Source organism: Streptomyces sp. NPDC048420, from assembly GCF_040651535.1.
GTDB lineage: Bacteria > Actinomycetota > Actinomycetes > Streptomycetales > Streptomycetaceae > Streptomyces.
The window spans coordinates 414,600-440,938 of the sequence record NZ_JBEZKG010000002.1 but is presented as its reverse complement, the minus strand read 5'-3'; the positions used below and the strand labels follow the sequence as shown (position 1 = coordinate 440,938).

The following is a 26,339-nucleotide window of genomic DNA, read 5'->3' as shown; positions in this document are numbered from 1 at the left end:
TCTCCCGGTCTTGCACATCAGGACGCCGCACCAGCCACCGCGGTTTCACCATCGACGGCTCAGAGCAGGTCCGCCCAACTGCTCCAGCCGCTGGTGGCCTTGGAGACCCGGCCCTTGAAGCCGCCCGTGCCGGTGCCGGCGTAGAAGTACAGGGCGCCGGCGGAGTTCGTGACCATGAGGTCGGCCTTGCCGTCGCCGTTGGCGTCGCCGGGCGAGAACAGCTTCTTGTACTGCTGCCAGCCGGTGCCGACCTTCACGCGGCCGCCGAACGGCTTGGACGCCGAGCCGGTGCCCGCGTACCGCCACAGGGTGCCGGAGGTGTCGCGGGCCAGCAGGTCGGGGCGGCCGTCGCCGGTGAGGTCACCCGGCCCGACCAGGGCGTTGTACTGCTGCCAGCCGGTGCCGATCTGGACCCGCCCGGCCACCGACATACCGCTGCCGGTGCCCGCGTAGAGGTAGAGCGTGCCGGTGCCGGTGACGGCCAGCAGGTCGCCCTTGCCGTCGCCGGTGATGTCGCCGGGGCCGACGATGCGGTTGTACGTCGTGGAGCCGGCGGCGATCAGCGGGTCGGAGAGGGCGTAGAACGCCGGGTTGGTCAGCTTGCCGCTGCTGACGGAGTGGACGACCAGGTCCGCGAGGCCGCCGTCGCGCAGCGAGGTGGCGTAGGCGAGGCGGGTGGTGGAGGAGGGCCAGGCGCCGCCGACGAGGAGCTTGTTGGTCAGGGTGCCGGTGCCGGTGACCTCGTAGCTGTAGACGCTGCCGGCCGAGGTGCGGGCCATGATGCCGTACTTGCCGAAGTGCGGGTTGTTGCCCGCGCCCGCGAACTGGGTGGCCTTGCCCCAGCCCTTGCTGCGGGCCTGACGGGTGCCGAAGGTGCCGTTGCCGTTGCCCGGGTAGAGCCAGAGGTTGCCGGAGAAGTCCCTGGCCAGCAGGTCGGTCTTGCCGTTGCCGTCCCAGTCGCCGCCGCCGATGATCTGGTTGTACGAGCCCCACTCGGTCCGGGAGTCCTTGGCCTTGGCGTTGAAGGTGCCGCCCTTCTTGCCGGTGTAGCGGTAGAGGGTCCCGGAGAAGGTGCGGGCCAGCAGGTCGCCGATGCCGTCGCCGTTGAGGTCGCCGGCGCCGATCAGCTCGTCGTACTGCTGCCAGCCGGTGCCGATCTTGACGCGGCTGCCGAAGGAGCCGTCGCCCTTGCCCGGGTAGTAGTAGAGGGTGCCGGTCGGGGTGCGGGCCAGCAGGTCGGGCTTGCCGTCGGCGTTCATGTCGCCCGGGGCGGCGATCTTGTTGTACGCCTGCCAGCCGGTGGCGGCCGTACGGCGCGAACCCAGCCCGCCGGGCACGCGCGCGTATATGCCGGGGTGGAAGGAGAGCACCCCGCTGGAACTGAGGGTCAGCACGTCCTGGACGCCGTCGCCGTCGAGGTCGCCCGGGGTGAGGACGTCCTTGACCTTGGCGACGTCCGCGTCCAGCGCCATCGTCTCGGAGGAGCCGAGGTTGACGTACAACTGGCCCGCGACATTGCGGTATACCAGGTCGGAGGTGCCGTCGCCGTCGAAGTCGGCGCGGGCCGGCGCGGTCGCGTCCGCGTCGCCGGGCAGCACGGTGAGGGCGCCCGCGACGAGCACCGCGGCCGTACCGGCCAGCGCGGACACCTTCACGGCGAGCGGGCGCCGGTGTCTGTGGCCGCCCTCGGTCCGCCGGGATCGGGTGGTGAACACGGTCTCTCCCGGGATCAGAGGGTGGGGGATACGTCGGTGGCGGGCACGTCGGCCACGGACTCGGTGGGCGACGGCGAGGTGGAGTCCGTCGGCGTGGCCGGGTCGGTGGGGGTGATCGTGTCCGTCGGGGACGGCGAGTCCCCTGCGTCCGCGGACGGGCTCGCCGACTCCTCGGCGCTCTCACCGGGCGATGCCGACGACGCCTCGGTCTCGGCGCCCACCCGCTGCACGCCCGGCACTCCGTCGGTCACCCGGAAGGTCGCGGCCGTGCTCGTCGTGCCGTTCTTCGTCACGACCGTGGAGATGGTCCGCAGCGTGGCCTCGATGCCGTCCGCGGAGATGTCGAAGAGCAGGTAGCCGCGCCGGGCGTCGATCATCTTCCAGTGCGGGTTGTCCGGCAGCTTGGGCGCCCACTCGGCGGCGAAGGCCTCCAGGTCCTCGTCGCCGTTGCTGGATATGGAGGTGCCGACGAACTCCGCGCCGACGACCGCCGAGTCCGGGTCGGCGAAGTCCAGCTTGAGGTCGCTGACGATGGTGCGGTGCCGGTCCCCGGTGAGCACCACCGGGTTGCGCAGGTCCTGGAAGTCGGCCAGCAGGGCGTTGCGTTCGGCCTGGTAGCCGTCCCAGGCGTCGTACTCCCACAGCTTGCCCACACCGGCCAGCAGGTCGGTCTCGGCCATCATCACCGGGGAGGCGATGAGGTTCCACTTCCGGCCCGCGGTGCTCATGCTGTTCAGCAGCCAATTGCGCTGGGCGGTGCCCACGATGACCCGGCCGGCCTCCTTGGCGACCTCCTGCGTGGTCGCCTGGTCGTCCCGGTACTGGCGGGTGTCCAGGACGTGCAGCCGGGCCAGGGTGCCGAAGTCGAGCGAGCGGTACATCTGGACGTCCGGGCCGCTGGGCTTCTGCTTGAGGCGGATCGGCATGTGCTCGTAGTAGGCCTGGAAGGCGGCCGCCCGTCGCTCCAGGAACTTGGCCGGGGGCCAGGCCACCGGGTCGTTCGCCTTGTCGCCCGCCCAGTCCTGCTCCACCTCGTGGTCGTCGAAGACGACGACGAACGGGGTGGAGGCGCGCATCGCCTGGAGGTCCGGGTCGGTGTTGTACTGCTCGTGCCGGGCCCGGTACTGGGCGAGCGTCACCGGCGCGCTCGAACCCTCGTGACGGCGCACGCGGTAGGAGTACGCGGAGCTCTCGTAGATGTAGTCGCCGACGAACAGCACCAGGTCGGGGTCCTGGGCCCGCATGTCCTGGTACACGGTGAAGTAGCCGTGCGCCCAGTTCTGGCAGGAGGCCAGGGCGATGCGCACGTTCTGCGGGTTGCTGCCGGCGGCCGGCGCGGTGCGGGTGCGGCCGGTGCGGGAGGTGCGGCCCAGCGCCTTGAACCGGTACCAGTAGTCGGTGGCCGCGCTCAGGCCTGTCACGTCCACGTGGACGCTGTAGCCGAGCGTGCTGGTCGCGTTGACCGTGCCGCTCTTGAGGATCTTGGTGAAGCCGCTGTCGGCGGCGAGCTCCCAGCTCACCGCGACGGTGGGCGGCAGGATGCCGGAGCTGCCCGGGTTCGCGGGCACCACCCGGGTCCAGATCACGACCGCGGTGGGCAGCGGGTCCCCGGAGGCCACGCCCAGTTTGAAGACCGAGCCGCTCACCGACGTACCGGCACCGGCCGTCGTGGTCGAACCGCCCACCGAGGCGGCGGCGCCGCCCGCCGCCAGCTGGGTCGCGGCCGCGACTCCGGCGGCCCCCAGTGTGACGGCTCCCGCCCCCAGGAACCGCCTGCGCCGTATGGACTTGGCGTCGGTTCTGTTGTCGTTGCTGTTGTCGCTCCCGCGCACGCGGCCGACCCTTCCCCCCCAGGCGGTGCTCCGCAGCGCCGTTGAACGATGAATGTGATCGGCGTGGATTCTATGCAATACCCTCACAGGTACGGGACCGAGTCCGTCAATTCGTTCGAGCAACCGGCAGGAGCCATGCGCCGACCACTGATCTCCGTCGTCACGGTCCTGCTGCTCGCCGGGGCGGCGGGGTGTTCCTCCTCGTCCTCCGACGCCGAGGACGCTTCGGGCGCCGGTTCCGGTTCTGGCTCGTCGAGCGCGGTGGACAAGGCGGACGAGAGCGGGTCGCAGGCCGACGAGAGCCAGGGCGGAGGCTCCGGTTCCGGTGGCTCTGGGTCCGGTGGGACATCGGGCGGCGGCACCGGCGGGACCCTCGGAAAGAACAGCGGCGACGGCGGTACCTCCTCCCCCTCCGGGACCGGTGGGGTGCTCCTCGGCGCCGACTCGCTTCCCTCGCCGGCCGCCGATCACTGCCGTACGAAGAACCTGAAGGCCACCGCGGTCAGCACCGGCAAGGGCCGCGCCTCCGTCGTGATCACCAACAAGGGGTCCGGCTCCTGTTCGGTGAGCGGCTTTCCCTCCCTGCTCTTCATCGGTGGATCGGGGCCGGTCGAACTGCCCGTGGACTGGGACGGGTCGGCCGCCGACGCGGACAAGTTCAGCCTCGCGTCCGGTGGTTCCGCTTCCGCGACGCTCACCTTCACCTCTCTCGACGAGTGCGACGAGATCACCGGGGTCAACGTCGTTCCGCCCGGCGAGGCCCGGCCGCTGACGCCCGCCTTCACCTCCGGCGGGAAGAAGCAGGCGGTGCGCATCTGCGACACCGGGGTGCGGGTGACGGCGTTCGCGCCCTCGCATTGACTACGGCGGACACGACCAAGGAGCCGTACCAGCGGCCGAGGCTGTGAACCGGCATCAGTGCACCGACAGCCCCCCGTCCACGAAGATCGACTGCCCCGTGACATACGCCGACGCCCCGCTCGCCAGGAAGACCGCCGCTCCCGCGAAGTCCTCCGCAATGCCGTTGCGGCCGGTCATCGTGCGGGCGGCCAGGGACGCGACCTGCTCCGGGTCGTCGGCGAGGCGGGCGTTGAGCGGGGTCAGCACGAAGCCCGGCACGAGGGTGTTGCAGGTGACGCCGTACGGGGACCAGGCCTCGGCCTGCGAGCGGGCCAGCGACTCCAGGCCGCCCTTGGAGACGCCGTACGCGCCGCTCTGGACGAAGGCGCGGTGGGCCTGCTGGGAGCTGATGTGGATGATCCTGCCGAAGCCGCGCCCGGCCATGCCGGGGCCGAAGCGCCGGCCGAGGAGGTAGGGGGCCTCCAGGTTGACGGCCATGGTGGTGTCCCACACCTCGTCGGTCAGCTCGCTCATCGGCGGACGCAGGTTGATCCCCGCGGAGTTGACCACGATGTCCGGCTCGCCGAACACGGAGACCACGTCCTCGGCCGCCGTACGCACGCTCTCCCTCGTGCCCAAGTCGCCGCTCACCCAGGCCGCCTGGCATCCGTCGGCCCGCAACTCGTCGACCACGGCCGTCAGTTCCGACTCCCCGCGGGCCACGACCACCACCCTCGCCCCGGCCCGCGCCAACGCCCCCGCGATCGCCCTGCCGATGCCCGAACTCCCGCCGGTCACCAGGGCCACGCGGCCGTCCAGCGAGAACAGTTGCGAGAGATACGCCTGCGAAGTCATGCCAGGACCTTAAGTCGGTACCCGAGGTCCATGACCAACATCCTCGTCGGCAGCTGCTCCTGGACCGATCCCGCGCTCGTCCGCAGTGGCTGGTACCCGCGCGGTCGGCGGGACGCCGAGGGGCGGTTGCGGTACTACGCCGAGCGGTTCCCCGTGGTGGAGGTGGACGGCACCTTCTACGCGCTGCCCAGCGAGCGCAACAGCCTGCTGTGGGTGGAGCGGACGCCACCGGGGTTCACCTTCGACGTGAAGGCGTACGCCTCGCTCACCGGCCATCCGGTGAACCAGCCTGCCGCTCCGGACGAGGTGTGGGCCCGGTTCGCCGCCGGGATCGGGCCGTTGCGGGCGGCGGGGCGGCTCGGCGGGGTGCTGTTCCAGTTCCCGCCGTGGTTCCGGCCGGGGGTGCGGGCGGAGAGGTTCCTGGAGGAGACCGCGGAGCGGACCGCCGGGTGGCCCGTCCATGTGGAGTTCCGGCATCCGGACTGGTGGGAGGAGCGGCAGCGCGACCTCACCTGCGCGCTGCTGGGCAAGTACGGCTTCGCCGCCGTCGGTGTCGACATGGTCCAGGGGCTGCCCGCCACCCTGCCGCCGCTCACCCCCGTCACCACGCCACGGCAATCCGTCGTGCGGTTCCACGGGCGCAGCACCTCCTGGGGCCGCGGCAGCAAGGAGGAGCGTTTCAGGTACGACTACCGGCGCGCCGAACTCGCCGAGTGGGTACCGCGGTTGCGCGAACTGGCCGAGCGGGTCGACCGGCTCCACGTCCTGTTCAACAACTGCTGCGGAGCGGCCGCCGTCCAGGCCGCCGAGACCATGGCCGACCTGCTCAGCCCACGATCCGCACCGTCTTCGTCACGCTGATCTGGTCGACGTCCGAGACCCTGATCGTCGCCTTCATCCGCCAGTCTCCGGCGAGGGGAAGGGTGAGGTCGTTGGTGCCCCAGTAGCCGCCCTTGTCCTTCACCTCGGCGTCGATCGGGCCGATCTCCTTGGCCGGGAGGGTGAAGGACAGCCTCAGTTCGGGGATCGTGGCGAGGCCTCCGTCAGCGGCGAAGACGATGGCCTGGACCGAGTTCAGGCCGGTGCGGCCCGGGTCGAGGGTGATCTGCACCTTGCCCGAGGCACCGCCCACGGCGAAGGGGACGTTGGTCACGGACGCGGCCGGCAGTCCGCCCGAGGCCGGAGCCGACTCGGCCGCCTCCGCCTGCGCCCGCCCCGGCAGCGTCCCGCTCAGCACGGTGCTCAGCACCAGCACCACGACCCCGACCGCCACTTCGGCGAGGACGGACCGGCGCAGGCCGTTCCGGTACGCCGGCGAGCGGACCCCGGGGGCGGCGGGCTCCGGCTCCGACGCGGCCGGCGGTCCCCCCACCGGCTCCGGCACCCGCTCCCGTACGACCGTCTCCGACTCCACCTCCGAGTGGACCGCCGCCAGCCGTCCCGTCCACCTCCGCGAAAGGCGCGCCGCCGTCAGCAGCAGCGCGACCGCGATCAGCTTGAAGACGAGGAGATGGCCGTAGGTCGTGCCGGTGATGGCGTCCCAGGAGCCGAGGCCGCGCCAGGACTGGTAGACGCCGGTGGCGACGAGGACGGTCACGGAGGCGAAGGCCAGCCGCGAGAAACGGGAGACGACGGTGGCCGGGATGTCCGACGCGGGCCGGTACAGCGTGCTGAGCAGGGCCGCGAGGCCGCCCAGCCAGACCGCCATGGCCAGCACGTGCAGCACCGCGGACGTCATCGCCACCGGCACCTGGATCCCGGCGGACGCGTGCTCGGCGGCGGCCCAGGTCAGCGCGAGACCCACGGCCAGCACACCGCCCGCCGCCTGCCACGCACGGGACAGCGCCGACTCCCCGAGCCGCAGCAGTCGTACGACGAAGAAGTACGCCACGAGCAGCAGCGCGACGCGGACCAGGAGCGCCTCGCCGGGGCGGGTGGTCAGGGTGCGCTGGAAGCCCTGTGCCGAGAAGGCGTCACCGGGGCCCGTCCCCGCCTCGTACGGTGCCCGCAGCACCAGCAGGAACAGCGACGAGCCGAGCAGGGTGCCCCAGCCCGCCCACAGCAGCCGGCGCAGCCGGGCCGGCTCCGGGGGGCGGCAGACCGTGAGGAAGACGGCGGTGCCGATGAGCAGGGCCGCGGCGAGGTAGGCCAGATAGCGGCCCATGTTGTAGAGGCTCTCGGTGGCCGGGTCCTCGGTCGGGCCGGTGTCCAGGGCCACCGGGGCCGGGGACGGCTTGCCGACCGAGAAGGTGAACGCGCCGGAGACCGGGTGGCTGTCGGCGGAGACCACGCGCCAGGCCACCGTGTAGGTGCCCTGGGAGAGCTTCGCGGGCAGGGAGACCCGGGCCGTGTCCGAGCCGCCCGGCCCGTGTCCGGCGTCGCTGACCTTCAGGCGCTTGCCGTCGGGGTCCAGGACCCGGAAGGAGTCGTCGAGCAGGCCGACGGACTCGGTGAAGGTCAGGGTGATGTCACGGGGGGCGGACTTGAGGACGGTTCCGTCCTCGGGGTCGGTGGCCCGGAGGGCGGCATGGGCCGACGCCGCTCCCGCGCCGCCGAAGAGGAGCAGGACCAGCACGGTGCCCAGCAGCACCAGCCCTTGAAGTCCTCGCCTTCGCCGGCCTGTGCCGCTGCCTGCACGCTCACACCTCACGTCACTACTCCGTACCTGGGCTCAAGGGCTCCCCGATACGTACGGACGCGAACCCGGGAACACTCACCAGGTCGGCCGCGCGGACACCCCGCCGTCCACCACCAGGTCGTGCCCGGTGATCCAGGACGCGAGCGGCGAGGCCAGGAACACACACGCGTCGGCCACGTCCTCCGGCCGCCCGAGACGTGCCAGGGGCGCCGTCCGCGTCCACCGCTCCACCCCCTCCGGCCAGTCCCGCGCGAGCCCCTCCCGGTCGATCAGGCCCGGCGAGACCGTGTTGACGCGGATGCCGTGCGGGCCGTACTCCAGGGCGGCCGCCCGTGCGTGCATGACGACGGCGGCCTTGGAGGCGGAGTAGTGGGCGTGTTCGGGCGCGGGGTGACTCGCCTCGATGGACGCGATGTGCGTCACGGACCCGCCCGGCCCCATGACCTCGGCCGCCGCCTGCGTGCACGCGAAGACGCTGCTGAGGTTGGTGTCCACGACCTCCTGCCACTCCGCCGCCGTCATCCCGGGCAGCGGCCGCGTGGGCTGCACCCCCGCGTTGTTGACCAGCGCGGTCAAGCGCCCGGGGGAAAGCCCGCCACCCCACTCGGCGGCCGCACGGACCAGCCGGTGACACCCCTCCTCGTCCCGCAGATCCGCTTCCAGTACGACGGCCCGGGCGCCCATGTCCTCGATCCGGGAGGCAACTTCACGGGCCGCCGCCACGGCCGTACGGCAATGGACCGCGACCGAGGCGCCCTGCTCGGCGAACCGCAGCGCGATCCCGCGTCCGATGCCGCCGCTCGCGCCCGTGACCAGGGCGACCTGTCCTTCCAGGAGTCTCATGGACGGCACAGTGCCGCGATCCGGGCGGCCTCGGACGGGTAACGCGCCGTCAGTTCCGCCGCGTTGCCGTGCTCGTAGTCCTCGTAGGTGAAGCCGGGCGCCATGGTGCAGCCGAAGAAACTCCACGCGCCCCGGGTCCTGGCGCCCATCCAGGTGCCCGCGGGCACGGTCAGCTGGGGGTGCTGACCGGCGCGGATGTCCGGCCCGAGGACGGCGGCCGTGGCGGTGCCGTCCGGGGCGAGGAGCAGGAGGTCCAGCGGGTCGCCGAGGTAGTGGTGCCAGATCTCGTCGCTGGGCAGGCGGTGCAGGGCGGAGTAGTCGTCCGCGGTCAGCAGTACGACGATGGCGGAGCCCGCGGGGCGGCCGTCCGGGCGCTCGGATCCCGCCCAGGTACGGCGGAACAGGCCGCCCTCGCGGGGGATCGGCTCCAGTGCGTAGTGCGCGATGAGCTCATCCGGGGTCACCCGGGGAAGGCTACCTCCCTGGTGAGGAAGGCCAGTTGGGCGTGCTTCTCGGGCAGGTGGACGTCCGGGATGTCGATCTCCGGCAGGACGACCCGGGGCCCGGCCACGAAGCCCTGCTTCAGGAAGCGGTCGATGGCCTTCTCGTTGCGCACGTCGGGGTCGACCACCACCCGCCGCCGGTCCAGGCCCACCAGGACGTACTCGGCCACGGCGGACAGCAACGCCGACGACCAGCCGTGACGCGTGCCGTCCGGGCCGGGGGGCGGCAGCAGCAGATGGATGCCGATGTCACCGGGCTCGACGGGGTAGCACTCGCTGACCCGGTCGGCCTCCGGCTCGTAGGTCTGCAGGAGCCCGGCCGGTTCGCCGTCCTTCTCGAGGAGGTAGGCGTGGTGGGTGTCGAGGGTGTCCAAGTGGGCGTAGATCTCCTCCACTTGGTCCTGGGTGAGGCCGTTCATGCCCCAGAACACGGCCCGTTCCTCACGCACCCAGGCGTGCACGGTGGCGGCGTCGGCGTGCGGGTCGAGAGGCAGGACGCGTACGGTGCCGAAGCCGTCGACGGTCCGGGTGTGTACCGCGTCTCGGGTGGGGGTGTCGGACATCGGCTTCCTCAGTCTTCCTTGGTCAGTTGCTGCCAGTCGGTGACGACCGGGACGAGATCTCCCTTGAGCCACAAGGGGAGTTGGTCACGGTGATGAGGTGACCCCGGGACTCCGGAGGCGCCCAGCGGGACCGCCCAGAGGCTGTCCTCGCGGCGGGCCAGGTCCCAGACGTAACGGGCGGCCGGGCCGCGGGCGGCGAGATCGGTGAGCCCGGGCACCGCGGAGGTGCACAGGACGCAGTCGTGGTCGCCGGAGAGGCCGGGGGCCGTCGGTTCGTCCGCCGGGAGGGCGCTCCAGGGGGCGAGGCGGTGGGTGTCGCCCCAGGTGCCTTGCGGCGGCTGCGCGGCCACATCTTCCACGGCCCCGCGCACAGCCTCGGACCGGTCGATGCCGTACAACTCCTCGGCGCGCAGGAGGTGTTCGAGTGCGAAGGCGATACGGGGGACAAGGCCGAGCCAGGGGAGGAGGACCTCGGGGTAGGCGGGCGGGGCGGTGAGCGCCGCGAAGGCGGGGTGGGCGGCGAGCCGTCGTACGACCGCGCTGCGGACGGCGGCGTAGAGGGCGGCCTCCCGGTTGCCCGCGTCCATCCGGCGATCCCATCGAAGGATCGTCTCCCTCAAGGCCGCGGCCTCGGGGCTCGGGTCGTCCAGGGCCGCGAGGTGGTCCAACAGGGGCTGTGCCGAGGCGAGATGGGTGTCCGTGTGGATCAGCGGCATGTCGGCGGACGACCAGCGCTCCTTCTGCGCCAGCAGCGCGGTGATGCGGTCAGCGCGGTGGGGTGCGGCGAACTCGACGCCGAGCGGGGTGGCGGGGCCGCGCTGGTTGGCCATCACGGCGATGCCGTCGGTGAGACCGGCGCGGGGGGTGTCGTGCCAGTCCTGCCACTCGTGCCCGGACTCCCAGGCGGGGACGGGGCGGAGCCGGTTGGCCTCCGCACGCACGGGGACCCGGCCGGCGACCCGGTGCAGCAGTCCGCCCTCGGTGTCCGCGGCCTGCACGACGTTCACCGGCTCGGCCCACAGATCGAAGGCCCGGTCCACGTCGGCGATGCGGCGGGCCCGGAGAAGGGGGAGCAGGGCGCTGAAGCCGAGGTCCTCGGTGACTCGGGGCGGGTAGCGGAGGGAGAGGGCTACGGGGGTGGGGGCTGGGTCGGGGGTGACGTGGGCGAGGGGGGTGCGGGGGCCAGGGTCGGGGGTGACGTGGGCGAGGGGGGTGCGGGAGGCGTGGTCGTGGGGGACATGGGCGAGGGAGGTGCGGGAGGCGTGGTCGTGGGGGACATGGGCGAGGGAGGTGCGGGAGGCGTGGTCGTGGGGGACATGGGCGAGGGGGGTGCGGGAGGCGTGGTCGGGAGCGTCCGGTGTCGCCGGGGAGCCGTGACCGGCGGGGGTGTGCGGGGCGCCGTCGGGAGCCTGCGGGGCCTGGGAGCCGCCGCCACCCAGGCCGTCCGCGACGCCGTCAAAAGCACCGACGGCCTGGGAACCGTCGCCACCGAGGCCATGCGGGACACCGCCCGGAGCCTCCGGGGCCGGGGAAGCGTAGCCACCAAGGCCCTGCGGAGCGGTGGTGTCCGGGGCCCGCCCGCGCCGGCCGCCGGAGGTGCCCGTGCCCGGTTCCGCCGTGACCGCCGATGTCTCCTCGTCCAGGACTCCCCCGTCCAGCCCTTCCGGTCCCCCGGCGATCACCGGTCCCCGTGCCGTCTCGATCACCTCGATCTCGGCGGGGGGCTCGCCCGCCACCTCGATGGTCTCCGTGTGGCGGCTTGCCCGGTGCCAGGTGCCGTCGGGGCCGAGGGCCTCCACCCCGGCGCCCGTGCGCCGCAGCCGCTCCCTGTAGAGGTCCTGGTAGTCGGCCATGGCGTTGGTGATGGACCAGGCGACCGTGCCGGTGTGGCCGAAGTGGGCGATGCCGGGGACGCCGGGCACGGCGAGGCCGACGACGTCGAACTCGGGGCAGGACAGGCGGATCTGCTGGTAGACGCCGGGGTCCTCGATGAAGCGGTGCGGGTCGCCCGCGAGGACGGCGTGACCGGTGGTGGTGCGGGCACCGGCGACCAGCCAGCCGTTGCTGCCGGAGGTGCCCGGGCCGTCGGTGGCGAAGAGACCGACCGCGTCCGGCCCGAGGTGCCGTATCGCCTCGTCCCGCCAGAGCTTGGCCGGGAAGCCGGCGAACAGGATGTGGGTGGCGAGCCAGATGCCGAGCGGGGTCCAGGGCTCCCAGCGCCCGGGGGCGAGACCGACGCGGGCGAACTCGTGGGCCGCGGTGGACGGCAGCTCCTCGTTCACGCCGTCGACGTACGCCCGTACCCAGTCCGCCGTCTCCGGGTCCCGTCTCTCCAGCGCCCCGAAACAGCGTCTCGCCGTGTCCGCCAGGCGGGCCTGTCTCGCGAGGGTGTCCCAGGACAGCGCCCCGGCGCCGAGGAAGGCGGCCGAGGTGCCCTGCGCGCGATGCCGTTCGACCTCCAGCTGCCAGGCACGGTCGCGGGCGGTGACCCGGCCCTGGGCGCGGGCGAGTTCACGCGCGCTGCCCGCGCGGAGATGGGGTATCCCCCAGGCGTCGCGGTAGATCTCGATACTCACCCTCGGACCCGCTTCCCTTTAAGTTAGGCTTACCTAAGTTTGCTTGGTGCGGGAATCGTACGCGAAGGGTGCAGAGACCATGGGCCAGGGGCACGGCTGGGAGGGAGCGGTCCTCCGACTGCTGCGCGCGAAGGACTTCGAGTTCACCGTGACCGGCGCCGAGGACGTCACCGGCGAGTACCGGCGGGTGCACCTCACCGACGGCGGCATGCTGGCGACCACCGGCGTCCACCCGACGATGTGGGTACGCCTGTGGTTCCCCGCCGCGGGCAAACCGCACCAGCGCGCGTACACCCTGGTCGACCCGGACCCCGGGGCCGGCACCTTCACCCTGGAGTTCGCCCTGCACGACGGCGTCGCCAGCGACTGGGCGCGGACGGCGAAGCCCGGCGACACCATCGAGGCCACGGTCCACGGCACCGGCTTCGACCACCCCGACCCCGAGCCCACCCACGTCTTCGCCGTCGGCGACCCCGCCTCCCTGCCCGCCCTCAACTCCCTCCTCGGCGCCCTGGACACCTCCCCCGCGACCGTCTGGTTCGAGGGCGGCGAGGACGACCTCCCCTTCCGCACCGACCCGTCCCGCCACGAGGTCCGCCGGGTCCTCCGCCTCGACTCTGGCGCCCATCTGGTCGCCCAGGTGAAGGCGGACCTGCCCGGCCTGCTGAAGACCCACCCGGACGCGTACGTCTGGATCGCCTGCGACACGGCGACGACCAGGGCCCTGTCGTCGTACGTCCGCAAGGAGCTGGGCGTCCCCAAGCAGCGGGTGCACGCGCTCGGCTACTGGCGGGACCAGCCCGTCGGCTCCCGGTAGAGGCGCGCCGCCGGCGGGGGCATGATCGGGGTCATGGACGTCACCCTTCACCTCGCCCAGGACCCCGAGGCCGACGAACTCCTCGGCCGCTCCCCGCTCGCCGCGCTGGTCGGGATGCTGCTGGACCAGCAGGTTCCGATGGAGTGGGCGTTCAAGGGCCCCCGCACCATCGCGGACCGCCTCGGCGCGGGCGACCTCGACGCGCACGAGATCGCCGCGCAGGACCCGGAGGCCTTCGCCGCGCTGCTCTCCGAGAAGCCGGCCGTGCATCGCTATCCGGGTTCCATGGCCAAGCGGATCCAGCAGCTGTGCCAGTACCTCGTCGAGCACTACGACGGGCGGGCCGAGCTGGTGTGGAAGGGGGTCGCGGACGGGCGTGAGCTGTTGCGCCGGTTGCAGGAGCTGCCCGGCTTCGGTCAGCAGAAGGCGCAGATCTTTCTGGCGCTGCTGGGGAAGCAGTTGGGGGTGACGCCGTCGGGGTGGCGGGAGGCCGCCGGGGCGTACGGGGAGGCGGGATCGTTCCGGTCCGTCGCGGACATCACCGGGCCTGAGTCGCTGGGCAAGGTACGGGCTCACAAGCAGGAGATGAAGGCCGCGGCGAAGGCGGCCAAGAAGAAGTAGTTCGCCGCACCCCTCTCGGCGCTGGTGTGAACGGGTGATTTTCAGGGCCGTTGTGATGATGCGGGCGCGTCGGGTGGCAGATGACCTGGGTGAGCCCCGCACGACGCCTTCCGCCCAGCCGCACCTGGCTGCGCACGCTCGTGCTGTTGCTCGCCCTGCTCGTGCCGGTCGCCCCCGTGCACGCGGCCGAGGCGCATGTCGTGGCCGCCGGGGAGATCATCGAGTACGACCTCCTCGACACCGCCCTGCGGCCGCCGGCCCGTGTCGTCCACCAGCCGGCCGTATCCCTGCGACCCGCCCCCCGGCAGGAGACGTGTCCCCGGGCCCATCGCCCCCCGAGGCCCTCGCGGCCGCCGTACGCCCCGCCCGCCCCGCGTTCCGTGGTCCTGCGCTGCTGACAGAGCCCGTTCCCCCAGGCCCGCTCAGTACTCACGACTCACGACTCACGCGAGGACATCGTCATGCCCACTGACCCGTACGCGATCCTGCGCGCACTGTTGCGCGCGGAGGCAGTCCGCAGTGCACCGAAACCGCCGGCGGCCGAGCGGAAGAGGCCGCCGGAGAGGGAGCAGAAACGCGGCTGATCCACCGGAGGGGGTGGTCCCTGCGGGGTTGCCGCCTCCTCCGTGCCGTACCGAGGAGCGAGCGGGTGATCTCGCGCCCGACCTGGGTCCTCCTTCGGCTTCCGGGCCCTTGGCACCCCGCGAGCTCAACTTCTCGTAGGCCGATTCCCCGTCCACAGCCTGTGCGTAACGCCCGTGGAGGGAGGAGGCCCTGACCGCCACTTCGAGGACGAGGTCGTAGAGGTGCCGGTTGGGCATCGGCAGCGGGGCCTCCTGCGGCAGGGCGGCGGAGGTGGGTTTTGCCTCCGGCATGGAACGGTCGGCAGTTCCCGCAGGGGCTCCCGTCACACCCCCGCGCGCGGTCTTTCGCTCGCTCATACCAGGCCCTGTTCCCGATTTGCCCCCCTTTGTTGTTCTTTTTTCAGCGCCGCACTCGGTCGCCATGGCTGCGCCCGGAAGGTCTTGACCGGTAGGCTTTCCGTGTGATCTTCAAGCGCATCGGAAACGGCCGGCCGTACCCCGACCACGGCCGGGAAAGCACCCGGCAGTGGGCGGACGTCGCACCGCGCCCGGTCCGCCTCGATCAACTCGTGACGACCAAGGGCCAACTCGACCTGGAGACCCTGCTCGCCGAGGACTCCACGTTCTACGGCGACCTGTTCGCGCACGTGGTGAAGTGGCAGGGCGACCTGTACCTGGAGGACGGCCTGCACCGCGCGGTGCGGGCGGCGCTCCAGCAGCGACAGGTCCTGCACGCGCGTGTGCTCGAGCTGGACTGAGTGACCACGCTGTAAAGGTTTGGCCCTTTCGGGTTCTCCTGCACGCGGGTCAATGATCATCTAGTAGGCATCGCCGCCCGGGCGCACTACGCTGCGCCCATGAGCATGCTGACTCCCCCCGGCATGGGCGGTAAGTACCGGATCACGGGAGACAAGTACCCCCGGATGCGCCGGCCTCGGCGACGCGGCAGGCTCGTGCTCGGCGTGGTGGCCTCCGTCGCCGCGCTGAGTCTGGCCGGATGGGGCACGCTCCAGCTCATCGACGTCTTCACGGGCGGCGACGAAGCCTCGGCGGCCGGTCCCAAGGCGGGCTGCGCGACGAAGGCGAGTCCCTCGCCGTCGGTCCCCACGGCCGCGCTGCCCAGGCCGGGCCAGATCACCGTCAACGTCCTGAACGCCACCGCTCGCGGCGGGCTCGCCAAGAAGACGGCGGACGAGCTGAAGAAGCGGGGCTTCAGGATCGGCGACGTGGGCAACGCGACGGCGACGTACGACAAGAAGGTCAAGGGCGTCGGGATACTGCTCGGCCCGTCCTCCGCGCTGAAGACGTCGCTGCCGGTGCTGGGTACGCAGCTCGCGTCCGCGGAGACGCGCACGGACACGCGCAAGGGGGCCGAGGTCGACCTGATCATCGGGACGGCGTTCAAGAACCTCACGGCGAAGGCGGCAGCCGACAAGGCGCTGGCCGCGCTGGTGTCGCCTGCGCCGGCGGCCGCGACTTCGAAGCAGGGTTGCTGAGCTCTTCGCCCAAGGGGGTGCCGGGTTCGGTTGTGGGGCGAGTGCGGGCCGGTGGGGTCGGTGTACACGGCTGACGGCCCGTCGTGGTGCGGGTGACGGCAACTACCCAGGGGCGCGGGGAACTGCGCGCCCAGCCCCCGCCGGCCCGCAGACATACGACAACCCCGCCCCCCACCGAACCCGCAGCGACTACTCCGCCGCGCCGTACAGCCGGTCGCCCGCGTCGCCGAGGCCCGGGACGATGTAGCCGTGTTCGTTGAGGTGGTCGTCGACCGCTGCCGTGACCACCGTCACCGGGGTTCCCGCCAGCTCGCGCTCCATGATCTCCACACCCTCGGGCGCGGCCAGCAGCACCACCGCGGTCACGTCGTCCGCGCCGCGCTTGATGAGCTCCCGGATCGCCGCGACCAGGGTGCCGCCCGTGGCCAGCATCGGGTCGAGGACGTACACCTGGCGCCCCGACAGGTCCTCCGGCATACGCGCGGCGTAGGTGGTGGCCTGCAGCGTCTCCTCGTCGCGGATCATACCGAGGAAACCCACCTCGGCGGTCGGCAGCAGCCGGACCATGCCGTCCAGCATGCCGAGGCCGGCCCGCAGGATCGGCACCACCAGCGGCCGCGGGTGGGACAGCTTGACGCCGGTCGTGGCGGCCACCGGCGTCCGGATGTCGACCGCCTCGGTGCGCACGTCACGCGTGGCCTCGTAGGCGAGAAGGGTGACCAGCTCGTCGGCGAGACGACGGAAGGTCGCGGAGTCGGTGCGCTGGTCGCGCAGCGTGGTGAGCTTGTGGGCGACCAGGGGGTGGTCGACGACGTGGAGACGCATGTCCACAACAGTAGCCGGGTCCACCGCACGGCTCGCGCTGGCGTCAAACCGCCCGCCCGGGGGAAGGTGGGAGGGACGGACTGGGGTGGTGAACCGATGCCTGACCTGCCAGAGCGCAATCCCGAGCAGGACCCGTCACCGAGGGAGCCCTCGGCACGAGACGCGCGGGACCCGAGCGAGACCGAAGCCGAGCGCCGCCGCCGTCGCGCCCAGTTCCTGCGCGACCTGGCGGAGGCCCGAGAACTGCGCGACCGGGTCCAGCCGCGCCGTGCGAAGGCGGCCCGGTTGCGCCATGCGATGCGCATGCGGACCTTCCGTTGGTAGGCAGGATCACGCGTCCCGGTCCGCCCTCGGCGGCGGTGGACGACGCCCCGGCGGTGCGCTGAACAGGTGGCCGTGCGAAGGCCCTTGGGAAAGCCGCGTACGATCCCGCTCGTGGCGGCAACGAGTGCGCTGGTGAGTCCTTCACCGGCGTGCCGACGCACGTGCGATCAAAACCACCGGACACAGGGTGCCGAAGACGTCCCCTGAACGCCTTGTTTCTGCCACGATTCCGAGTGGGTGGGGCTTGGAGCCGAGCTCTCCCCGCCCGCAACCTCCGCCGGGGGGACCGCCAACCGGCACGCCTATGACCAGTGGGAGAGTCACGGTGTACTTCGCCGCACTGCTCGCGCGCACCGAAGACGGGTGGGAAGCGAGCGACACAGAGCTCCTCGACAACGTGGAGACGCTGTCGGATCTGGCCGACCTCGCCCGGGAAGCCTCGGCCGAGGACGACACGGTGCTCGTACTGATCGAGCAGGAGGACGCCTGGTTCGGCGTCGTCCGCATCGACGGCGAGGAAGACCCTCGCATCTATGTCTCCGACGCCGCAGCCGCTTCCCGCAGCTCGTACGGCGAGATCCTGCTCACCGACGAACTGCTCGGAAGGGAGCCCGGCGACGACGAAGCCGACCTGGAGTCCCTGGACCTCGACGGCACCGAGGACGGTGAGGACGGGGAGGAGGACGACGACGCCGAGAGCGGCGGCGGCTCCGCCGAGGCCGTGCCGCACGGTCCGGTCGGCGACCCCGCGGTCCTCGACGACCTGGGCGTCAGCGAGAAAGAGCTGAAGGCCCTGTCGGAGGACGCCCTCACCGAGATCGCCGAGGCCCTGGGCGCCTCGGAGGTCCTGGAGACCGTCCGCTGACCGCACCGACCCCGCAAACCCCGGAAGGAAGCACCCCCGACCCGGTACGCGACCGCTGGCGGGCCGCGATGCGGCTCGCCCTGGAGCAGGCCGGCGAGGCCGGCGCGGACGTGCCCGTGGGCGCCGTCGTCCTGTCCCCGGACGGTACGACCGTGCTCGCGGCCGGTCACAACGAACGCGAGGCCACCGGCGATCCGACGGCCCACGCGGAGGTCCTCGCGATCCGCCGGGCCGCCGCGGAGGTCGGCGAGTGGCGGCTGGCCGGCTGCACGCTCGTCGTCACCCTCGAACCCTGCACGATGTGCGCGGGCGCGATCGTCCAGTCCCGGGTGGACCGGGTCGTCTACGGCGCCCGGGACGAGAAGGCGGGCGCGGCCGGCTCCCTGTGGGACGTCGTCCGCGACCGGCGGCTCAACCACCGGCCCGAAGTGATCGAGGGAGTCCTCGCGGACGAGTGCGCCAGGCTCCTCACGGAGTTCTTCCGGGACCGCTGAATACCGATTTCAAAGCACGCCCCACCTTGCTGTAAGGTCTCCCTCGGTAGCGTGTCCGAGCGGCCGAAGGAGCTCGCCTCGAAAGCGAGTGTGGCGCAAGTCACCGAGGGTTCAAATCCCTCCGCTACCGCTTCAGAAGGGCCCCGTCGTCAGGCGGGGCCCTTCGTGCGATCATGTGCGGTCGTTGGGGCAAAAGAGACTCGGGAGGCCGCAGTGGCGGTGAACGGTAAGAGGATCGCCGTCTATGTGCTCGTGGTCTTCATCCTGTACGTGATCATCACGGACCCGGAAAAGGCCGCCGAGTACGTGGAGATAGGGTTCCAGGGCATATCGGACGCCGCCAAGGCCGTGGGCGACTTCTTCACATGGCTCGCCGACGGGGCGCACTAGCTGGGAGCGCAGATGATCCGCCACCTCGTCCTCTTCAAACTCAACGAGGGTGTCGAGCGCGACGACCCACGGGTCGTGGAGGGCGTCGAGGCCTTCCGCGCGCTGGAGGGCAAGATCCCCGAGATCCGCTTCTGGGAGCTGGGCTGGAACCTCAGCGACCGCCCCATCGCCTACGACTTCGCCATCAACTCCGGGTTCGAGGACGCGGCCGCGCTGCGGACGTACGTCGAGCACCCCGAGCACCAGGCGGGCGTGGGGATGTGGAAGGAGTTCTCGACCTGGGTGATCGCGGACTACGCGTACTGACTACGCGTACCGAGCTCGGTCACTGCGAAGCCTCCCGCCGGGAACAGTGGGAGGCTTTTCCGCGCCCTACGCCCCGACTTGCCCCTCAACACGGCGTAACCCAACGTTATGCGGTGCTTGCACACAGTGCACATGTCTTGTGATGCTATGACCGCTTTTGACGGATGAGTTGACCAACGAAGAGGTGGCGTTGACCTTGTCGGCCAGTACTGCGCCTCCCCAGGAAGCCACCGAACCGGCGACAGCCGCGCCCCGCAGCCGCGGCGCCGACACTCGGGCGCTCACCCAGGTGCTCTTCGGCCAGCTGAAGGGGCTCCAGCCGGGCACGCCGGAGCACAACCGGGTGCGGGCGGCGCTCATCGAGGCCAACCTCCCGCTCGTGCGCTACGCGGCCGCCCGCTTCCGCTCCCGCAACGAGCCGATGGAGGACGTGATCCAGGTCGGCACCATCGGACTCATCAACGCCATCGACCGCTTCGACCCGGACCGCGGCGTGCAGTTCCCGACCTTCGCGATGCCGACCGTCGTCGGCGAGATCAAGCGGTACTTCCGCGACAACGTCCGCACGGTCCACGTCCCGCGCCGGCTGCACGAGCTGTGGGTGCAGGTCAACGGCGCCACCGAGGATCTGACGACCGCCTTCGGACGCACCCCGACGACCGCCGAGATCGCCGAGCGGCTGCGCATCACCGAGGACGAGGTGCTGTCCTGCATCGAGGCCGGACGGTCGTACCACGCCACCTCGCTGGAGGCGGCGCAGGAGGGCGACGGACTGCCCGGCCTGCTGGACCGGCTCGGCTACGAGGACCCCGCCCTGGACGGCGTGGAGCACCGGGATCTGGTCCGCCACCTTCTGGTCCAACTCCCCGAGCGGGAGCAGAGAATCCTTCTCCTGCGCTACTACAGCAACCTCACCCAGTCGCAAATCAGCGCGGAACTCGGTGTCTCACAGATGCACGTTTCGAGGCTACTCGCGCGTAGCTTCCAGCGGCTGCGCTCCGCCAATCGGATCGACGCATAGGCGGCGTCGGATAGCCGATGCATAAGGGGCGCACGGTCGCACGCTCCGGAACACCGCAGTTCGCAAGCAGTATCGAGATGTAACCGGCGCGAGCGAATCGCTCACCAGCGCCGTTCCCGACACTTCTGTGCCGAAAAACCGTCAGACCCCCTTTATCCAGGGCGGATTCGAGTCTCACATGTCGACATGTCACTACAGCGTGTTGCCGACATGTGACATTCTGCGGGAAGCGCGTTTGCCGTGGCTTCGGCTCCGGTATTCAGGTGAAGGCGAACGTTCCATCCGCGGAACGTTCGCCGCGACCGTCCCGCGACCCAAAGGGGGTGGCATGTCCGCAGACCAGGGCAGCTCGAAGGTGCTCACGCTCACGAAGAGCGAGGCTGCGCCCGCGCTCGACGACGTCCCGGCTGTCGAGGCCGCGCCGGCCCCGGCCCCCCCGGCCGTATCCGGAGCCATCGACACCCGCACCCTGTCCCGCTCCCTCTTCCTGCGGCTCGCCGCACTCGACGAGAACAGCCCCGAGCGCGCGTATGTTCGGGACACCCTCATCGAGCTCAACCTCCCGCTGGTGCGGTACGCGGCGGCCCGGTTCCGCTCGCGCAACGAGCCGATGGAGGACATCGTCCAGGTCGGCACCATCGGGCTGATCAAGGCGATCGACCGCTTCGACTGCGAACGGGGCGTGGAGTTCCCGACGTTCGCGATGCCGACGGTGGTCGGCGAGATCAAGCGGTTCTTCCGCGACACCTCGTGGTCGGTGCGTGTCCCGCGCCGCCTGCAGGAGCTGCGTCTCGCCCTCACCAAGGCCAGCGACGAGCTCTCCCAGAAGCTGGACCGCTCTCCGACGGTCGCCGAACTCGCCTCCGTGCTGGGCGTGTCCGAGGAGGACGTCGTCGACGGCCTCGCGGTCGGCAACGCGTACACCGCGTCCTCGCTGGACTCCCCGGCTCCGGAGGACGACGGCGGCGAGGGGTCCCTGGCGGACCGCCTCGGCTACGAGGACACGGCGCTGGAGGGTGTGGAGTACCGGGAGTCGCTGAAGCCGCTGCTGGCCAAACTCCCGCCCCGTGAGCGGCAGATCATCATGCTGCGCTTCTTCGCCAACATGACCCAGTCGCAGATCGGCGAGGAGGTCGGCATCTCCCAGATGCACGTCTCGCGCCTGCTGACGCGGACGCTGGCCCAGCTGCGGGAAGGGCTCATCTCGGACTGAGGGCGCGGCCTTCTTGCCGGGTCAGGTCGTAGGGCGGCTGCGGGCCAGTACGGACTGGTCACGCAGTTCCCCGACCGGGCGCCTATTGAGCTACCTCGCTGTGGCGACTGGCGGGTGCGGGTCCGTTGTGGCTGGTCACGCGGGCAGCGTGCGCTGGGCTCGGGCCGAGCGCCTATCGAGGTGCCTCGCTGCGACGGCTGGCGGGTGCGGGTCCGTTGTGGCTGGTCGCGCAGTTCCCCGCGGGCAGCGTGCGCTGGGCCCGGGCCGAGCGCCTATCGAGGTGCCTCCCTGCGACGGCTGGCGAGTGCGGGTCCGTAGTGGCTGGTCGCGCAGTTCCCCGCGCCCCTGGGGAGTTGCAGGCGGCCTGCGCCACGACGGGACCGCCAACCGCCTCGCGCATCACCACGAGCGGTTTACCGCCTCGCGCATCACCACGGGCCGGTCTACCGCCTCGCGCATCACCACGAGCCGGTCTACCGCCTCGCGTGCCGCCCCTGGTCGTTCGCCGCGTACAGCGAGAAGGGGACGGGGTATCCGCCCGCAGCGGCCGATCTCCGCCACCCAGCAAATACCCCATCGACAGCAGCCGTCGGATCGAGGGCGGGCAGCCCCTGCCCCGGCCCCGTTACTTCAGCGCCAGCCACGCCACCGCCGCGACGATCGCCACCGCGACCACCACGCCGATGATCAGGCCGATGCGCGGGCCGCCGGAGGTGGCGGCCGGGGCGGTCGGCTGCTGGCGGCCCTGGGGGCCCTCGTCGACGAACGCGCGGAACATCTGGGTGCTGCCGGCGGGGTCGTAGTTGCCCTGGGGGCCCTGGTTGTCAGCCATGCCCAGAGACCCTAGCGAACTAGGGCGTGAGGCCCAAGTGCGGGGCTCACAGGGGTAACACCGGGCTCCACATGCAGGTTTACGTTCGCAATACTTGCCTTTGCCAAGTTTTTGTGCCGCACCCACCCGAGTTTATTTGCCTGCAGCAACCAACGGATCTATGGTTGCCCTAAGCAACAAATGCGGGAGGTGTGATGGCCGAGCAGGCGCGATACGAAGAGCTGATACGCCAGTTCAGCGCCTTCGGAGCCGTGAAGCGGGAGGTCGGGCGGATGATGCCGTCCGGGTGCCCCGCCGGTTCCGCCGCCGTGCTCACCCTGATCGAGCGCCACGGAGACATGCGCATGAGCAAGCTCTCGGAGCTGCTCGCCGTCGACATGTCCGTCACCAGCCGCCATGTCGCGCACGCCGCCGAGCGCGGCTGGATCGAGCGCTCCCCCGACCCCGCGGACAAACGCTCACGCATCCTGCGCCTGACACCGGCCGGCCGGGCCCTGCTCGACCAGCTCTCCCGCCGCACCTCCCGGATGCTCGCCGAACGGCTGAGCGACTGGAGCGACGAGGAGGTCGCCCAGCTGACCGCGCTGATGGCCCGGCTCAGGGCGAGCTTCGACGACATCCGCGCCCACGGCCCCGAACCCCGGCCACCGGTACCGGGCCCCGCACCCCCCGTAAGCGAACAGACCACCCGTACACCCGCGACCACCACGTAAGAGAAGGAAGCCCATGGCAACGACCACACCAGCCGGTGTGCGGGCTCACGCCAAGCACGGGGGAGGCTCCACCGAGTACGCCCCGATGACGCACCGGCAGATCATGGAGGCCATCTCCGGCCTGCTGCTCGGCATGTTCGTGGCGATCCTGTCGTCCACGATCGTCACCAACGCGCTCCCGCACATCATCAGCGACCTCGGCGGCGGCCAGTCCGCCTACACCTGGGTCGTCACCGCCGCCCTGCTGTCGATGACCGCGGCCACTCCCTTGTGGGGCAAGCTCGCCGACCTGTACAGCAAGAAGGCGCTCGTCCAGATAGCCCTCGTCATTTATGTGCTGGGTTCGGCGGCCGCCGGGCTCTCGCAGAACGCCGGCATGCTCATCGCCTGCCGTGTCGTCCAGGGCATCGGCGTCGGCGGTCTGTCGGCCCTCGCCCAGATCGTCATGGCGGCGATGATCTCCCCGCGTGAGCGTGGCCGTTACTCCGGCTACCTCGGCGCGACCTTCGCCGTCGCCACCGTCGGCGGCCCGCTGCTCGGCGGTGTCATCACCGACACGAGCTGGCTGGGCTGGCGCTGGTGCTTCTACGTCGGCGTGCCCTTCGCCGTCATCGCGCTGATCGTGCTGCAGAAGACCCTGCACCTGCCGGTCGTGAAGCGGGACGTCAAGGTCGACTGGTCCGGCGCGTTCTTCATCGCCGCCGCCGTCTCGCTGCTGCTGGTCTGGGTCACCTTCGCCGGTGACAAGTACGAGTGGATCTCCTGGCAGACGTACGCGATGGTCGGTGGTTCGATCGTCCTCGGTCTGCTCTTCGTGCTGATCGAGTCGAAGGCCAGTGAGCCGATCATCCCGCTGCGGCTGTTCCGCAACCGCACCATCACGCTCGCGTCGCTGGCCTCGCTGTTCGTCGGTGTCGCGATGTTCACCGGCACGGTCTTCTTCAGCCAGTACTTCCAGCTGGCCCGTGACAAGTCCCCGACCATGTCCGGGGTCATGACGATCCCGATGATCGGTGGGCTCTTCATCTCCTCCACCGTCTCCGGGCAGTTCATCACCCGCACCGGGCGCTGGAAGGCGTGGCTGGTCAGCGGTGGCGTGCTGGTCACGGCCGGGCTCGGACTGCTCGGCACCATCCGGTACGACACGGACTACTGGAAGATGTCGATCTTCATGGCCCTGCTGGGTCTCGGCATCGGCATGATGATGCAGAACCTGGTGCTGTGCACGCAGAACCAGGTCGACCCGAGCGACCTCGGCTCGGCCAGCTCCACGGTCACCTTCTTCCGGTCCCTGGGCGGTGCGGTCGGCGTCTCCGCGCTCGGCGCGGTCATGTCCCACCGGATCACGCACTACGTGTCGGACGGCATCGCCGCGCTCGACCCCAAGTACCAGGCCGCCCTGGCCGGTTCCGGCTCCTCCACCGACACCATCCCGGACCTGGGCAAGCTGCCCGCCCCGGTGCGCACGCTCATGGAGAGCGCCTACGGCCACGGCATCGCCGACGTCTTCCTGATCGCCGGCGCCCTCGCGGCCGTCGCGTTCCTGATCACCCTGTTCATCAAGGAGGTCCCGCTGAAGACCAAGGGCGCGCTGGCACAGGCGGCTGCCGAGGAGGCTCCCGCTTCCGCCGAGGCTCCGGTGGAGACCGCGGCCGCCGCGCACACTCCGAGCTGGGCGGCCACCGAGACCGTCTCCTCCGACACCGGGACGGCCCCCGACGGCACCCAGCGGCTGTCCGCCGTCGCCACCCTGACCCGCCCCGAGGAGACCCCGGCCGGCTCCGGCGGCATCCCGGTCCGCGGGTTCGTCCGCGGCAACGAGAGCGCGCCGGTCCCGCAGGCCGCGGTCACGCTGATCTCGCTCGCGGGACGGCAGCTGGGCCGGTCGGTCACCCAGGCCGACGGTTCCTACGCGGTCGAGGCGCCGAGCGTCGGGTCGTACGTCCTGATCGCCTCCGCGGACGGGTTCCAGCCGCAGGCGTCCACCGTCCTCGTGAGCGGTGAGCCGGTGGCGTACGACGTCCTCCTCAGCGGCACCAGCGGGCTCAACGGGCTCGTGCGGGCCGCGGTGAGCGGGGAGCCGGTCAAGGACGCCATGGTGATCGTCACCGATGTGCGGGGTGATCTGCTGGCCACCGGGACCACCGGTGAGCAGGGCGAGTTCGCCTTCGGCGAGCTGGTGCCGGGCACCGTGACCGTCGCGGTGAACGCCGCCGGGTTCCGGCCGCGCGCCCTGCCCGTCGAGGTCGGCGGCACCGGCGTCACCCGGATCGAGGTGGACCTCGACTCGGGCGCCCGCCTCCAGGGTGTCGTACGGGCGCCGCACGGTCCGCTGGCGGATGCGCGGGTCACTCTCGTGGACGCGGCCGGCAACGTGGTCGGTACCGCCACCACCGGGACGGACGGGGCGTACGCCTTCACCGACCTGGACGGCGGCGAGTACACGGTCATCGCCACGGGTTACCCGCCGCAGGCCACGGCCCTGACGGTCAGCGGCCCCGCGGTCGACGGCCACGACATCGAACTCGCCCACCCCGGCGAGTAGTTCACCCACTCCGGCCCGTGGCAGGGAGCGCGCTCCGAGCGGAGGTGCGCGCCTGCCACGGGCCGGTCTTCTTTTGAGGAGTTACGTGAAATGGGACTGAGCGCGAGGATTCGGACCCGGGACGGATGGGCCGTGTCGCACGGGGTCGTCACGGTGACCGACATGACCGGGACGCAGGTGCTGCGCGCGGAGGCGGACGCGGAGGGGGCCGTACGGGACGGGACTCCGCTGGAGCCGGGGCCGTACACCGTCATCGTCACGGCCGTCGGGTACGCGCCCGCCGCGTCGAGCGCGATCGTCACGGCGAGCGGGCGGGCCGAGGTCGGCACGGTCACGCTGGCCCGCATCGGCGGGGCGGAACTCCCGCCGCCCGGGCCGTGGACAGTGGACCCGGCCCACTCCAGCGTGGGCGCGGTCGCGCAGCACCTGGGGATCTCCAGCGTGCACGGCCGGTTCACGGACTTCACCGCGGCGATCGAGGTCGCACCGGACGACGTGACCAAGTCCCGGGTGGAGGCGGTGATCCGGGCCGCGTCCATCGACACGGGGAACGCGATGCGGGACGAGCACCTGAGGTCGGCGGACTTCCTGGACGTCGAGCGGTATCCGGAGATCACCTACCGGTCGACGGGCCTCACGGCGGCCGGTACGGACCGGTGGACCATGCGGGGCGAGCTGGCTATGCGCGGTGTCGTACGGCCGGTCGATCTGGACCTCGCCTACCTCGGCACCGGCGCCGACCCCTGGGGCGGGACGCGGGCCGCCTTCAGCGCGACCACCCAGCTGCGGCGGGAGGACTTCGCCATGAACTACAACCAGGTGGTGCAGGCGGGGATCGCGGCGATCGGGACGACACTCAAGGTCGAACTCGGTGTACAGGCGGTACAGGGGGAGTCGTTGCCGCAGGTCTGAGGCCGTTGTCAGTGGT

Annotated in this window: 27 protein-coding genes, 1 tRNA gene and 1 pseudogene; 18 read left to right on the top strand and 11 right to left on the bottom strand. The window is 71.3% G+C overall.

Features of this window, described 5'->3' with window-relative positions; all coding sequences use genetic code 11:
• Window positions 1-59: 59 nt before the first annotated feature.
• Together AB0D34_RS04755 and AB0D34_RS04750 are read right to left on the bottom strand one after the other, a co-directional pair.
• Window positions 60-1,715, bottom strand: coding sequence for a VCBS repeat-containing protein (locus AB0D34_RS04755; protein WP_362656408.1), 1,656 nt, complete (start codon window positions 1,713-1,715; stop codon window positions 60-62).
• A gap of 14 nt (window positions 1,716-1,729) precedes the next feature.
• A complete protein-coding gene (locus AB0D34_RS04750; protein WP_362656405.1) occupies window positions 1,730-3,547 on the bottom strand; it encodes an alkaline phosphatase D family protein in 1,818 nt (605 codons plus the stop codon).
• A 135-nt stretch (window positions 3,548-3,682) separates the two neighbouring features.
• Between AB0D34_RS04750 and AB0D34_RS04745 the strand changes: the two genes are divergently transcribed.
• Window positions 3,683-4,408, top strand: coding sequence for a DUF4232 domain-containing protein (locus AB0D34_RS04745; protein ID WP_362656402.1), 726 nt, complete (start codon window positions 3,683-3,685; stop codon window positions 4,406-4,408).
• Window positions 4,409-4,462: 54 nt separating this feature from the next.
• Here AB0D34_RS04745 and AB0D34_RS04740 read toward each other — a convergent pair whose 3' ends face one another.
• A complete protein-coding gene (locus AB0D34_RS04740) occupies window positions 4,463-5,242 on the bottom strand; it encodes an SDR family oxidoreductase (protein WP_362656399.1) in 780 nt (259 codons plus the stop codon).
• 30 nt (window positions 5,243-5,272) lie between these two features.
• Between AB0D34_RS04740 and AB0D34_RS04735 the strand changes: the two genes are divergently transcribed.
• The gene (locus AB0D34_RS04735) at window positions 5,273-6,103 is read left to right on the top strand and encodes a DUF72 domain-containing protein (RefSeq protein ID WP_362656396.1); all 831 of its coding nucleotides are present in this window, start codon (window positions 5,273-5,275) and stop codon (window positions 6,101-6,103) included.
• On the opposite strand, the gene AB0D34_RS04730 is transcribed toward AB0D34_RS04735, so the two are convergent.
• The 5 genes from AB0D34_RS04730 to AB0D34_RS04710 all read right to left on the bottom strand — a co-directional run bounded on the left by AB0D34_RS04730 (window position 6,069) and on the right by AB0D34_RS04710 (window position 12,365).
• Complete coding sequence (locus tag AB0D34_RS04730) at window positions 6,069-7,832, bottom strand: copper resistance protein CopC (RefSeq protein WP_362656393.1); 1,764 nt, start codon at window positions 7,830-7,832, stop codon at window positions 6,069-6,071. The genes AB0D34_RS04735 and AB0D34_RS04730 overlap by 35 nt on opposite strands.
• Before the next feature lie 123 nt (window positions 7,833-7,955).
• Entirely contained in the window at window positions 7,956-8,723 is a 768-nt protein-coding gene (locus AB0D34_RS04725; RefSeq protein ID WP_362656390.1) for a glucose 1-dehydrogenase, read from the bottom strand.
• Complete coding sequence (locus AB0D34_RS04720; RefSeq protein WP_362656387.1) at window positions 8,720-9,187, bottom strand: cupin domain-containing protein; 468 nt, start codon at window positions 9,185-9,187, stop codon at window positions 8,720-8,722. Before AB0D34_RS04720 ends, AB0D34_RS04725 begins: the two co-directional genes overlap by 4 nt.
• A complete protein-coding gene (locus AB0D34_RS04715; protein ID WP_362656384.1) occupies window positions 9,184-9,789 on the bottom strand; it encodes a GNAT family N-acetyltransferase in 606 nt (201 codons plus the stop codon). The genes AB0D34_RS04720 and AB0D34_RS04715 overlap by 4 nt, the downstream gene beginning before the upstream one ends.
• An 8-nt stretch (window positions 9,790-9,797) precedes the next feature.
• A complete protein-coding gene (locus AB0D34_RS04710) occupies window positions 9,798-12,365 on the bottom strand; it encodes a penicillin acylase family protein (protein ID WP_362656381.1) in 2,568 nt (855 codons plus the stop codon).
• A 79-nt stretch (window positions 12,366-12,444) separates the two neighbouring features.
• Here AB0D34_RS04710 and AB0D34_RS04705 point away from each other — a divergent pair, with 79 nt between their 5' ends.
• The 3 genes from AB0D34_RS04705 (at window position 12,445) to AB0D34_RS04695 (ending at window position 14,201) form a co-directional block, all read left to right on the top strand.
• Window positions 12,445-13,182 carry a siderophore-interacting protein gene (locus AB0D34_RS04705; RefSeq protein ID WP_362656379.1) on the top strand — a complete coding sequence of 246 codons (738 nt, stop codon included), beginning with the start codon at window positions 12,445-12,447 and terminating at the stop codon, window positions 13,180-13,182.
• Between the two features lie 33 nt (window positions 13,183-13,215).
• Window positions 13,216-13,803: an HhH-GPD-type base excision DNA repair protein gene (locus AB0D34_RS04700; RefSeq protein WP_362656376.1), complete on the top strand. Its 588-nt coding sequence runs from the start codon at window positions 13,216-13,218 to the stop codon at window positions 13,801-13,803.
• An 89-nt stretch (window positions 13,804-13,892) separates the two neighbouring features.
• Window positions 13,893-14,201, top strand: a complete 309-nt coding sequence (locus AB0D34_RS04695) for a hypothetical protein (RefSeq protein WP_362656373.1) — start codon at window positions 13,893-13,895, stop codon at window positions 14,199-14,201.
• 217 nt (window positions 14,202-14,418) lie between these two features.
• On the opposite strand, the pseudogene AB0D34_RS04690 reads toward AB0D34_RS04695, so the two are convergent.
• Window positions 14,419-14,594: pseudogene (locus AB0D34_RS04690) on the bottom strand (ATP-binding protein); the annotation flags it as partial.
• A gap of 254 nt (window positions 14,595-14,848) precedes the next feature.
• Between AB0D34_RS04690 and AB0D34_RS04685 the strand changes: the two are divergent.
• Both AB0D34_RS04685 and AB0D34_RS04680 read left to right on the top strand, forming a co-directional pair.
• Window positions 14,849-15,145, top strand: coding sequence for a type II toxin-antitoxin system VapB family antitoxin (locus AB0D34_RS04685; RefSeq protein ID WP_003999914.1), 297 nt, complete (start codon window positions 14,849-14,851; stop codon window positions 15,143-15,145).
• Between the two features lie 99 nt (window positions 15,146-15,244).
• A complete protein-coding gene (locus AB0D34_RS04680; protein WP_362656370.1) occupies window positions 15,245-15,883 on the top strand; it encodes a LytR C-terminal domain-containing protein in 639 nt (212 codons plus the stop codon).
• 189 nt (window positions 15,884-16,072) lie between these two features.
• Here the strand turns inward: AB0D34_RS04680 and upp are convergent, their stop codons facing one another.
• Window positions 16,073-16,708, bottom strand: coding sequence for a uracil phosphoribosyltransferase (gene upp, locus AB0D34_RS04675; protein WP_362656367.1), 636 nt, complete (start codon window positions 16,706-16,708; stop codon window positions 16,073-16,075).
• A 96-nt stretch (window positions 16,709-16,804) separates the two neighbouring features.
• On the opposite strand from upp, the gene AB0D34_RS04670 reads away from it, so the two are divergent.
• The 8 genes from AB0D34_RS04670 to AB0D34_RS04635 all read left to right on the top strand — a co-directional run bounded on the left by AB0D34_RS04670 (window position 16,805) and on the right by AB0D34_RS04635 (window position 21,321).
• Window positions 16,805-17,032, top strand: coding sequence for a hypothetical protein (locus AB0D34_RS04670; protein ID WP_362656364.1), 228 nt, complete (start codon window positions 16,805-16,807; stop codon window positions 17,030-17,032).
• Window positions 17,033-17,357: 325 nt separating this feature from the next.
• Window positions 17,358-17,897 carry a hypothetical protein gene (locus tag AB0D34_RS04665; protein WP_362656651.1) on the top strand — a complete coding sequence of 180 codons (540 nt, stop codon included), beginning with the start codon at window positions 17,358-17,360 and terminating at the stop codon, window positions 17,895-17,897.
• 68 nt (window positions 17,898-17,965) lie between these two features.
• Complete coding sequence (tadA, locus tag AB0D34_RS04660) at window positions 17,966-18,391, top strand: tRNA adenosine(34) deaminase TadA (protein WP_362656361.1); 426 nt, start codon at window positions 17,966-17,968, stop codon at window positions 18,389-18,391.
• Window positions 18,392-18,436: 45 nt separating this feature from the next.
• Window positions 18,437-18,521, top strand: a tRNA-Ser gene (locus tag AB0D34_RS04655).
• An 83-nt stretch (window positions 18,522-18,604) separates the two neighbouring features.
• Window positions 18,605-18,781: a hypothetical protein gene (locus tag AB0D34_RS04650; protein ID WP_362656358.1), complete on the top strand. Its 177-nt coding sequence runs from the start codon at window positions 18,605-18,607 to the stop codon at window positions 18,779-18,781.
• Window positions 18,782-18,793: 12 nt separating this feature from the next.
• Entirely contained in the window at window positions 18,794-19,087 is a 294-nt protein-coding gene (locus AB0D34_RS04645) for a Dabb family protein (protein ID WP_362656356.1), read from the top strand.
• A gap of 157 nt (window positions 19,088-19,244) precedes the next feature.
• Window positions 19,245-20,108, top strand: coding sequence for an RNA polymerase sigma factor SigF (locus AB0D34_RS04640; RefSeq protein WP_362656353.1), 864 nt, complete (start codon window positions 19,245-19,247; stop codon window positions 20,106-20,108).
• 328 nt (window positions 20,109-20,436) lie between these two features.
• Window positions 20,437-21,321, top strand: coding sequence for an RNA polymerase sigma factor SigF (locus tag AB0D34_RS04635; RefSeq protein WP_362656350.1), 885 nt, complete (start codon window positions 20,437-20,439; stop codon window positions 21,319-21,321).
• A gap of 625 nt (window positions 21,322-21,946) precedes the next feature.
• On the opposite strand, the gene AB0D34_RS04630 is transcribed toward AB0D34_RS04635, so the two are convergent.
• Entirely contained in the window at window positions 21,947-22,153 is a 207-nt protein-coding gene (locus tag AB0D34_RS04630) for a hypothetical protein (RefSeq protein ID WP_362656347.1), read from the bottom strand.
• Between the two features lie 194 nt (window positions 22,154-22,347).
• Here AB0D34_RS04630 and AB0D34_RS04625 point away from each other — a divergent pair, with 194 nt between their 5' ends.
• From AB0D34_RS04625 to AB0D34_RS04615, 3 genes are all read left to right on the top strand, one after another.
• Window positions 22,348-22,866 carry a MarR family transcriptional regulator gene (locus AB0D34_RS04625; protein ID WP_362656344.1) on the top strand — a complete coding sequence of 173 codons (519 nt, stop codon included), beginning with the start codon at window positions 22,348-22,350 and terminating at the stop codon, window positions 22,864-22,866.
• A gap of 13 nt (window positions 22,867-22,879) precedes the next feature.
• Window positions 22,880-25,411 (top strand): MFS transporter, encoded by a 2,532-nt coding sequence (locus AB0D34_RS04620; RefSeq protein ID WP_362656341.1) that lies wholly within the window; start codon window positions 22,880-22,882, stop codon window positions 25,409-25,411.
• A gap of 90 nt (window positions 25,412-25,501) precedes the next feature.
• Window positions 25,502-26,323 carry a YceI family protein gene (locus AB0D34_RS04615; protein ID WP_362656338.1) on the top strand — a complete coding sequence of 274 codons (822 nt, stop codon included), beginning with the start codon at window positions 25,502-25,504 and terminating at the stop codon, window positions 26,321-26,323.
• Window positions 26,324-26,339 lie beyond the last annotated feature (16 nt).

Coding starts and splice junctions, on each gene's coding strand:
- AB0D34_RS04630 (WP_362656347.1), bottom strand. CDS start 22,153: ATGGCTGACAACCAGGGCCCCCAGGGCAACTACGACCCCGCCGGCAGC.
- AB0D34_RS04680 (WP_362656370.1), top strand. CDS start 15,245: ATGAGCATGCTGACTCCCCCCGGCATGGGCGGTAAGTACCGGATCACG.
- tadA (WP_362656361.1), top strand. CDS start 17,966: ATGCGGCTCGCCCTGGAGCAGGCCGGCGAGGCCGGCGCGGACGTGCCC.
- AB0D34_RS04700 (WP_362656376.1), top strand. CDS start 13,216: ATGGACGTCACCCTTCACCTCGCCCAGGACCCCGAGGCCGACGAACTC.
- AB0D34_RS04740 (WP_362656399.1), bottom strand. CDS start 5,242: ATGACTTCGCAGGCGTATCTCTCGCAACTGTTCTCGCTGGACGGCCGC.
- upp (WP_362656367.1), bottom strand. CDS start 16,708: ATGCGTCTCCACGTCGTCGACCACCCCCTGGTCGCCCACAAGCTCACC.
- AB0D34_RS04635 (WP_362656350.1), top strand. CDS start 20,437: ATGTCCGCAGACCAGGGCAGCTCGAAGGTGCTCACGCTCACGAAGAGC.
- AB0D34_RS04620 (WP_362656341.1), top strand. CDS start 22,880: ATGGCAACGACCACACCAGCCGGTGTGCGGGCTCACGCCAAGCACGGG.
- AB0D34_RS04615 (WP_362656338.1), top strand. CDS start 25,502: ATGGGACTGAGCGCGAGGATTCGGACCCGGGACGGATGGGCCGTGTCG.
- AB0D34_RS04625 (WP_362656344.1), top strand. CDS start 22,348: ATGGCCGAGCAGGCGCGATACGAAGAGCTGATACGCCAGTTCAGCGCC.
- AB0D34_RS04645 (WP_362656356.1), top strand. CDS start 18,794: ATGATCCGCCACCTCGTCCTCTTCAAACTCAACGAGGGTGTCGAGCGC.
- AB0D34_RS04670 (WP_362656364.1), top strand. CDS start 16,805: ATGCCTGACCTGCCAGAGCGCAATCCCGAGCAGGACCCGTCACCGAGG.
- AB0D34_RS04705 (WP_362656379.1), top strand. CDS start 12,445: ATGGGCCAGGGGCACGGCTGGGAGGGAGCGGTCCTCCGACTGCTGCGC.
- AB0D34_RS04725 (WP_362656390.1), bottom strand. CDS start 8,723: ATGAGACTCCTGGAAGGACAGGTCGCCCTGGTCACGGGCGCGAGCGGC.
- AB0D34_RS04715 (WP_362656384.1), bottom strand. CDS start 9,789: ATGTCCGACACCCCCACCCGAGACGCGGTACACACCCGGACCGTCGAC.
- AB0D34_RS04745 (WP_362656402.1), top strand. CDS start 3,683: ATGCGCCGACCACTGATCTCCGTCGTCACGGTCCTGCTGCTCGCCGGG.
- AB0D34_RS04735 (WP_362656396.1), top strand. CDS start 5,273: ATGACCAACATCCTCGTCGGCAGCTGCTCCTGGACCGATCCCGCGCTC.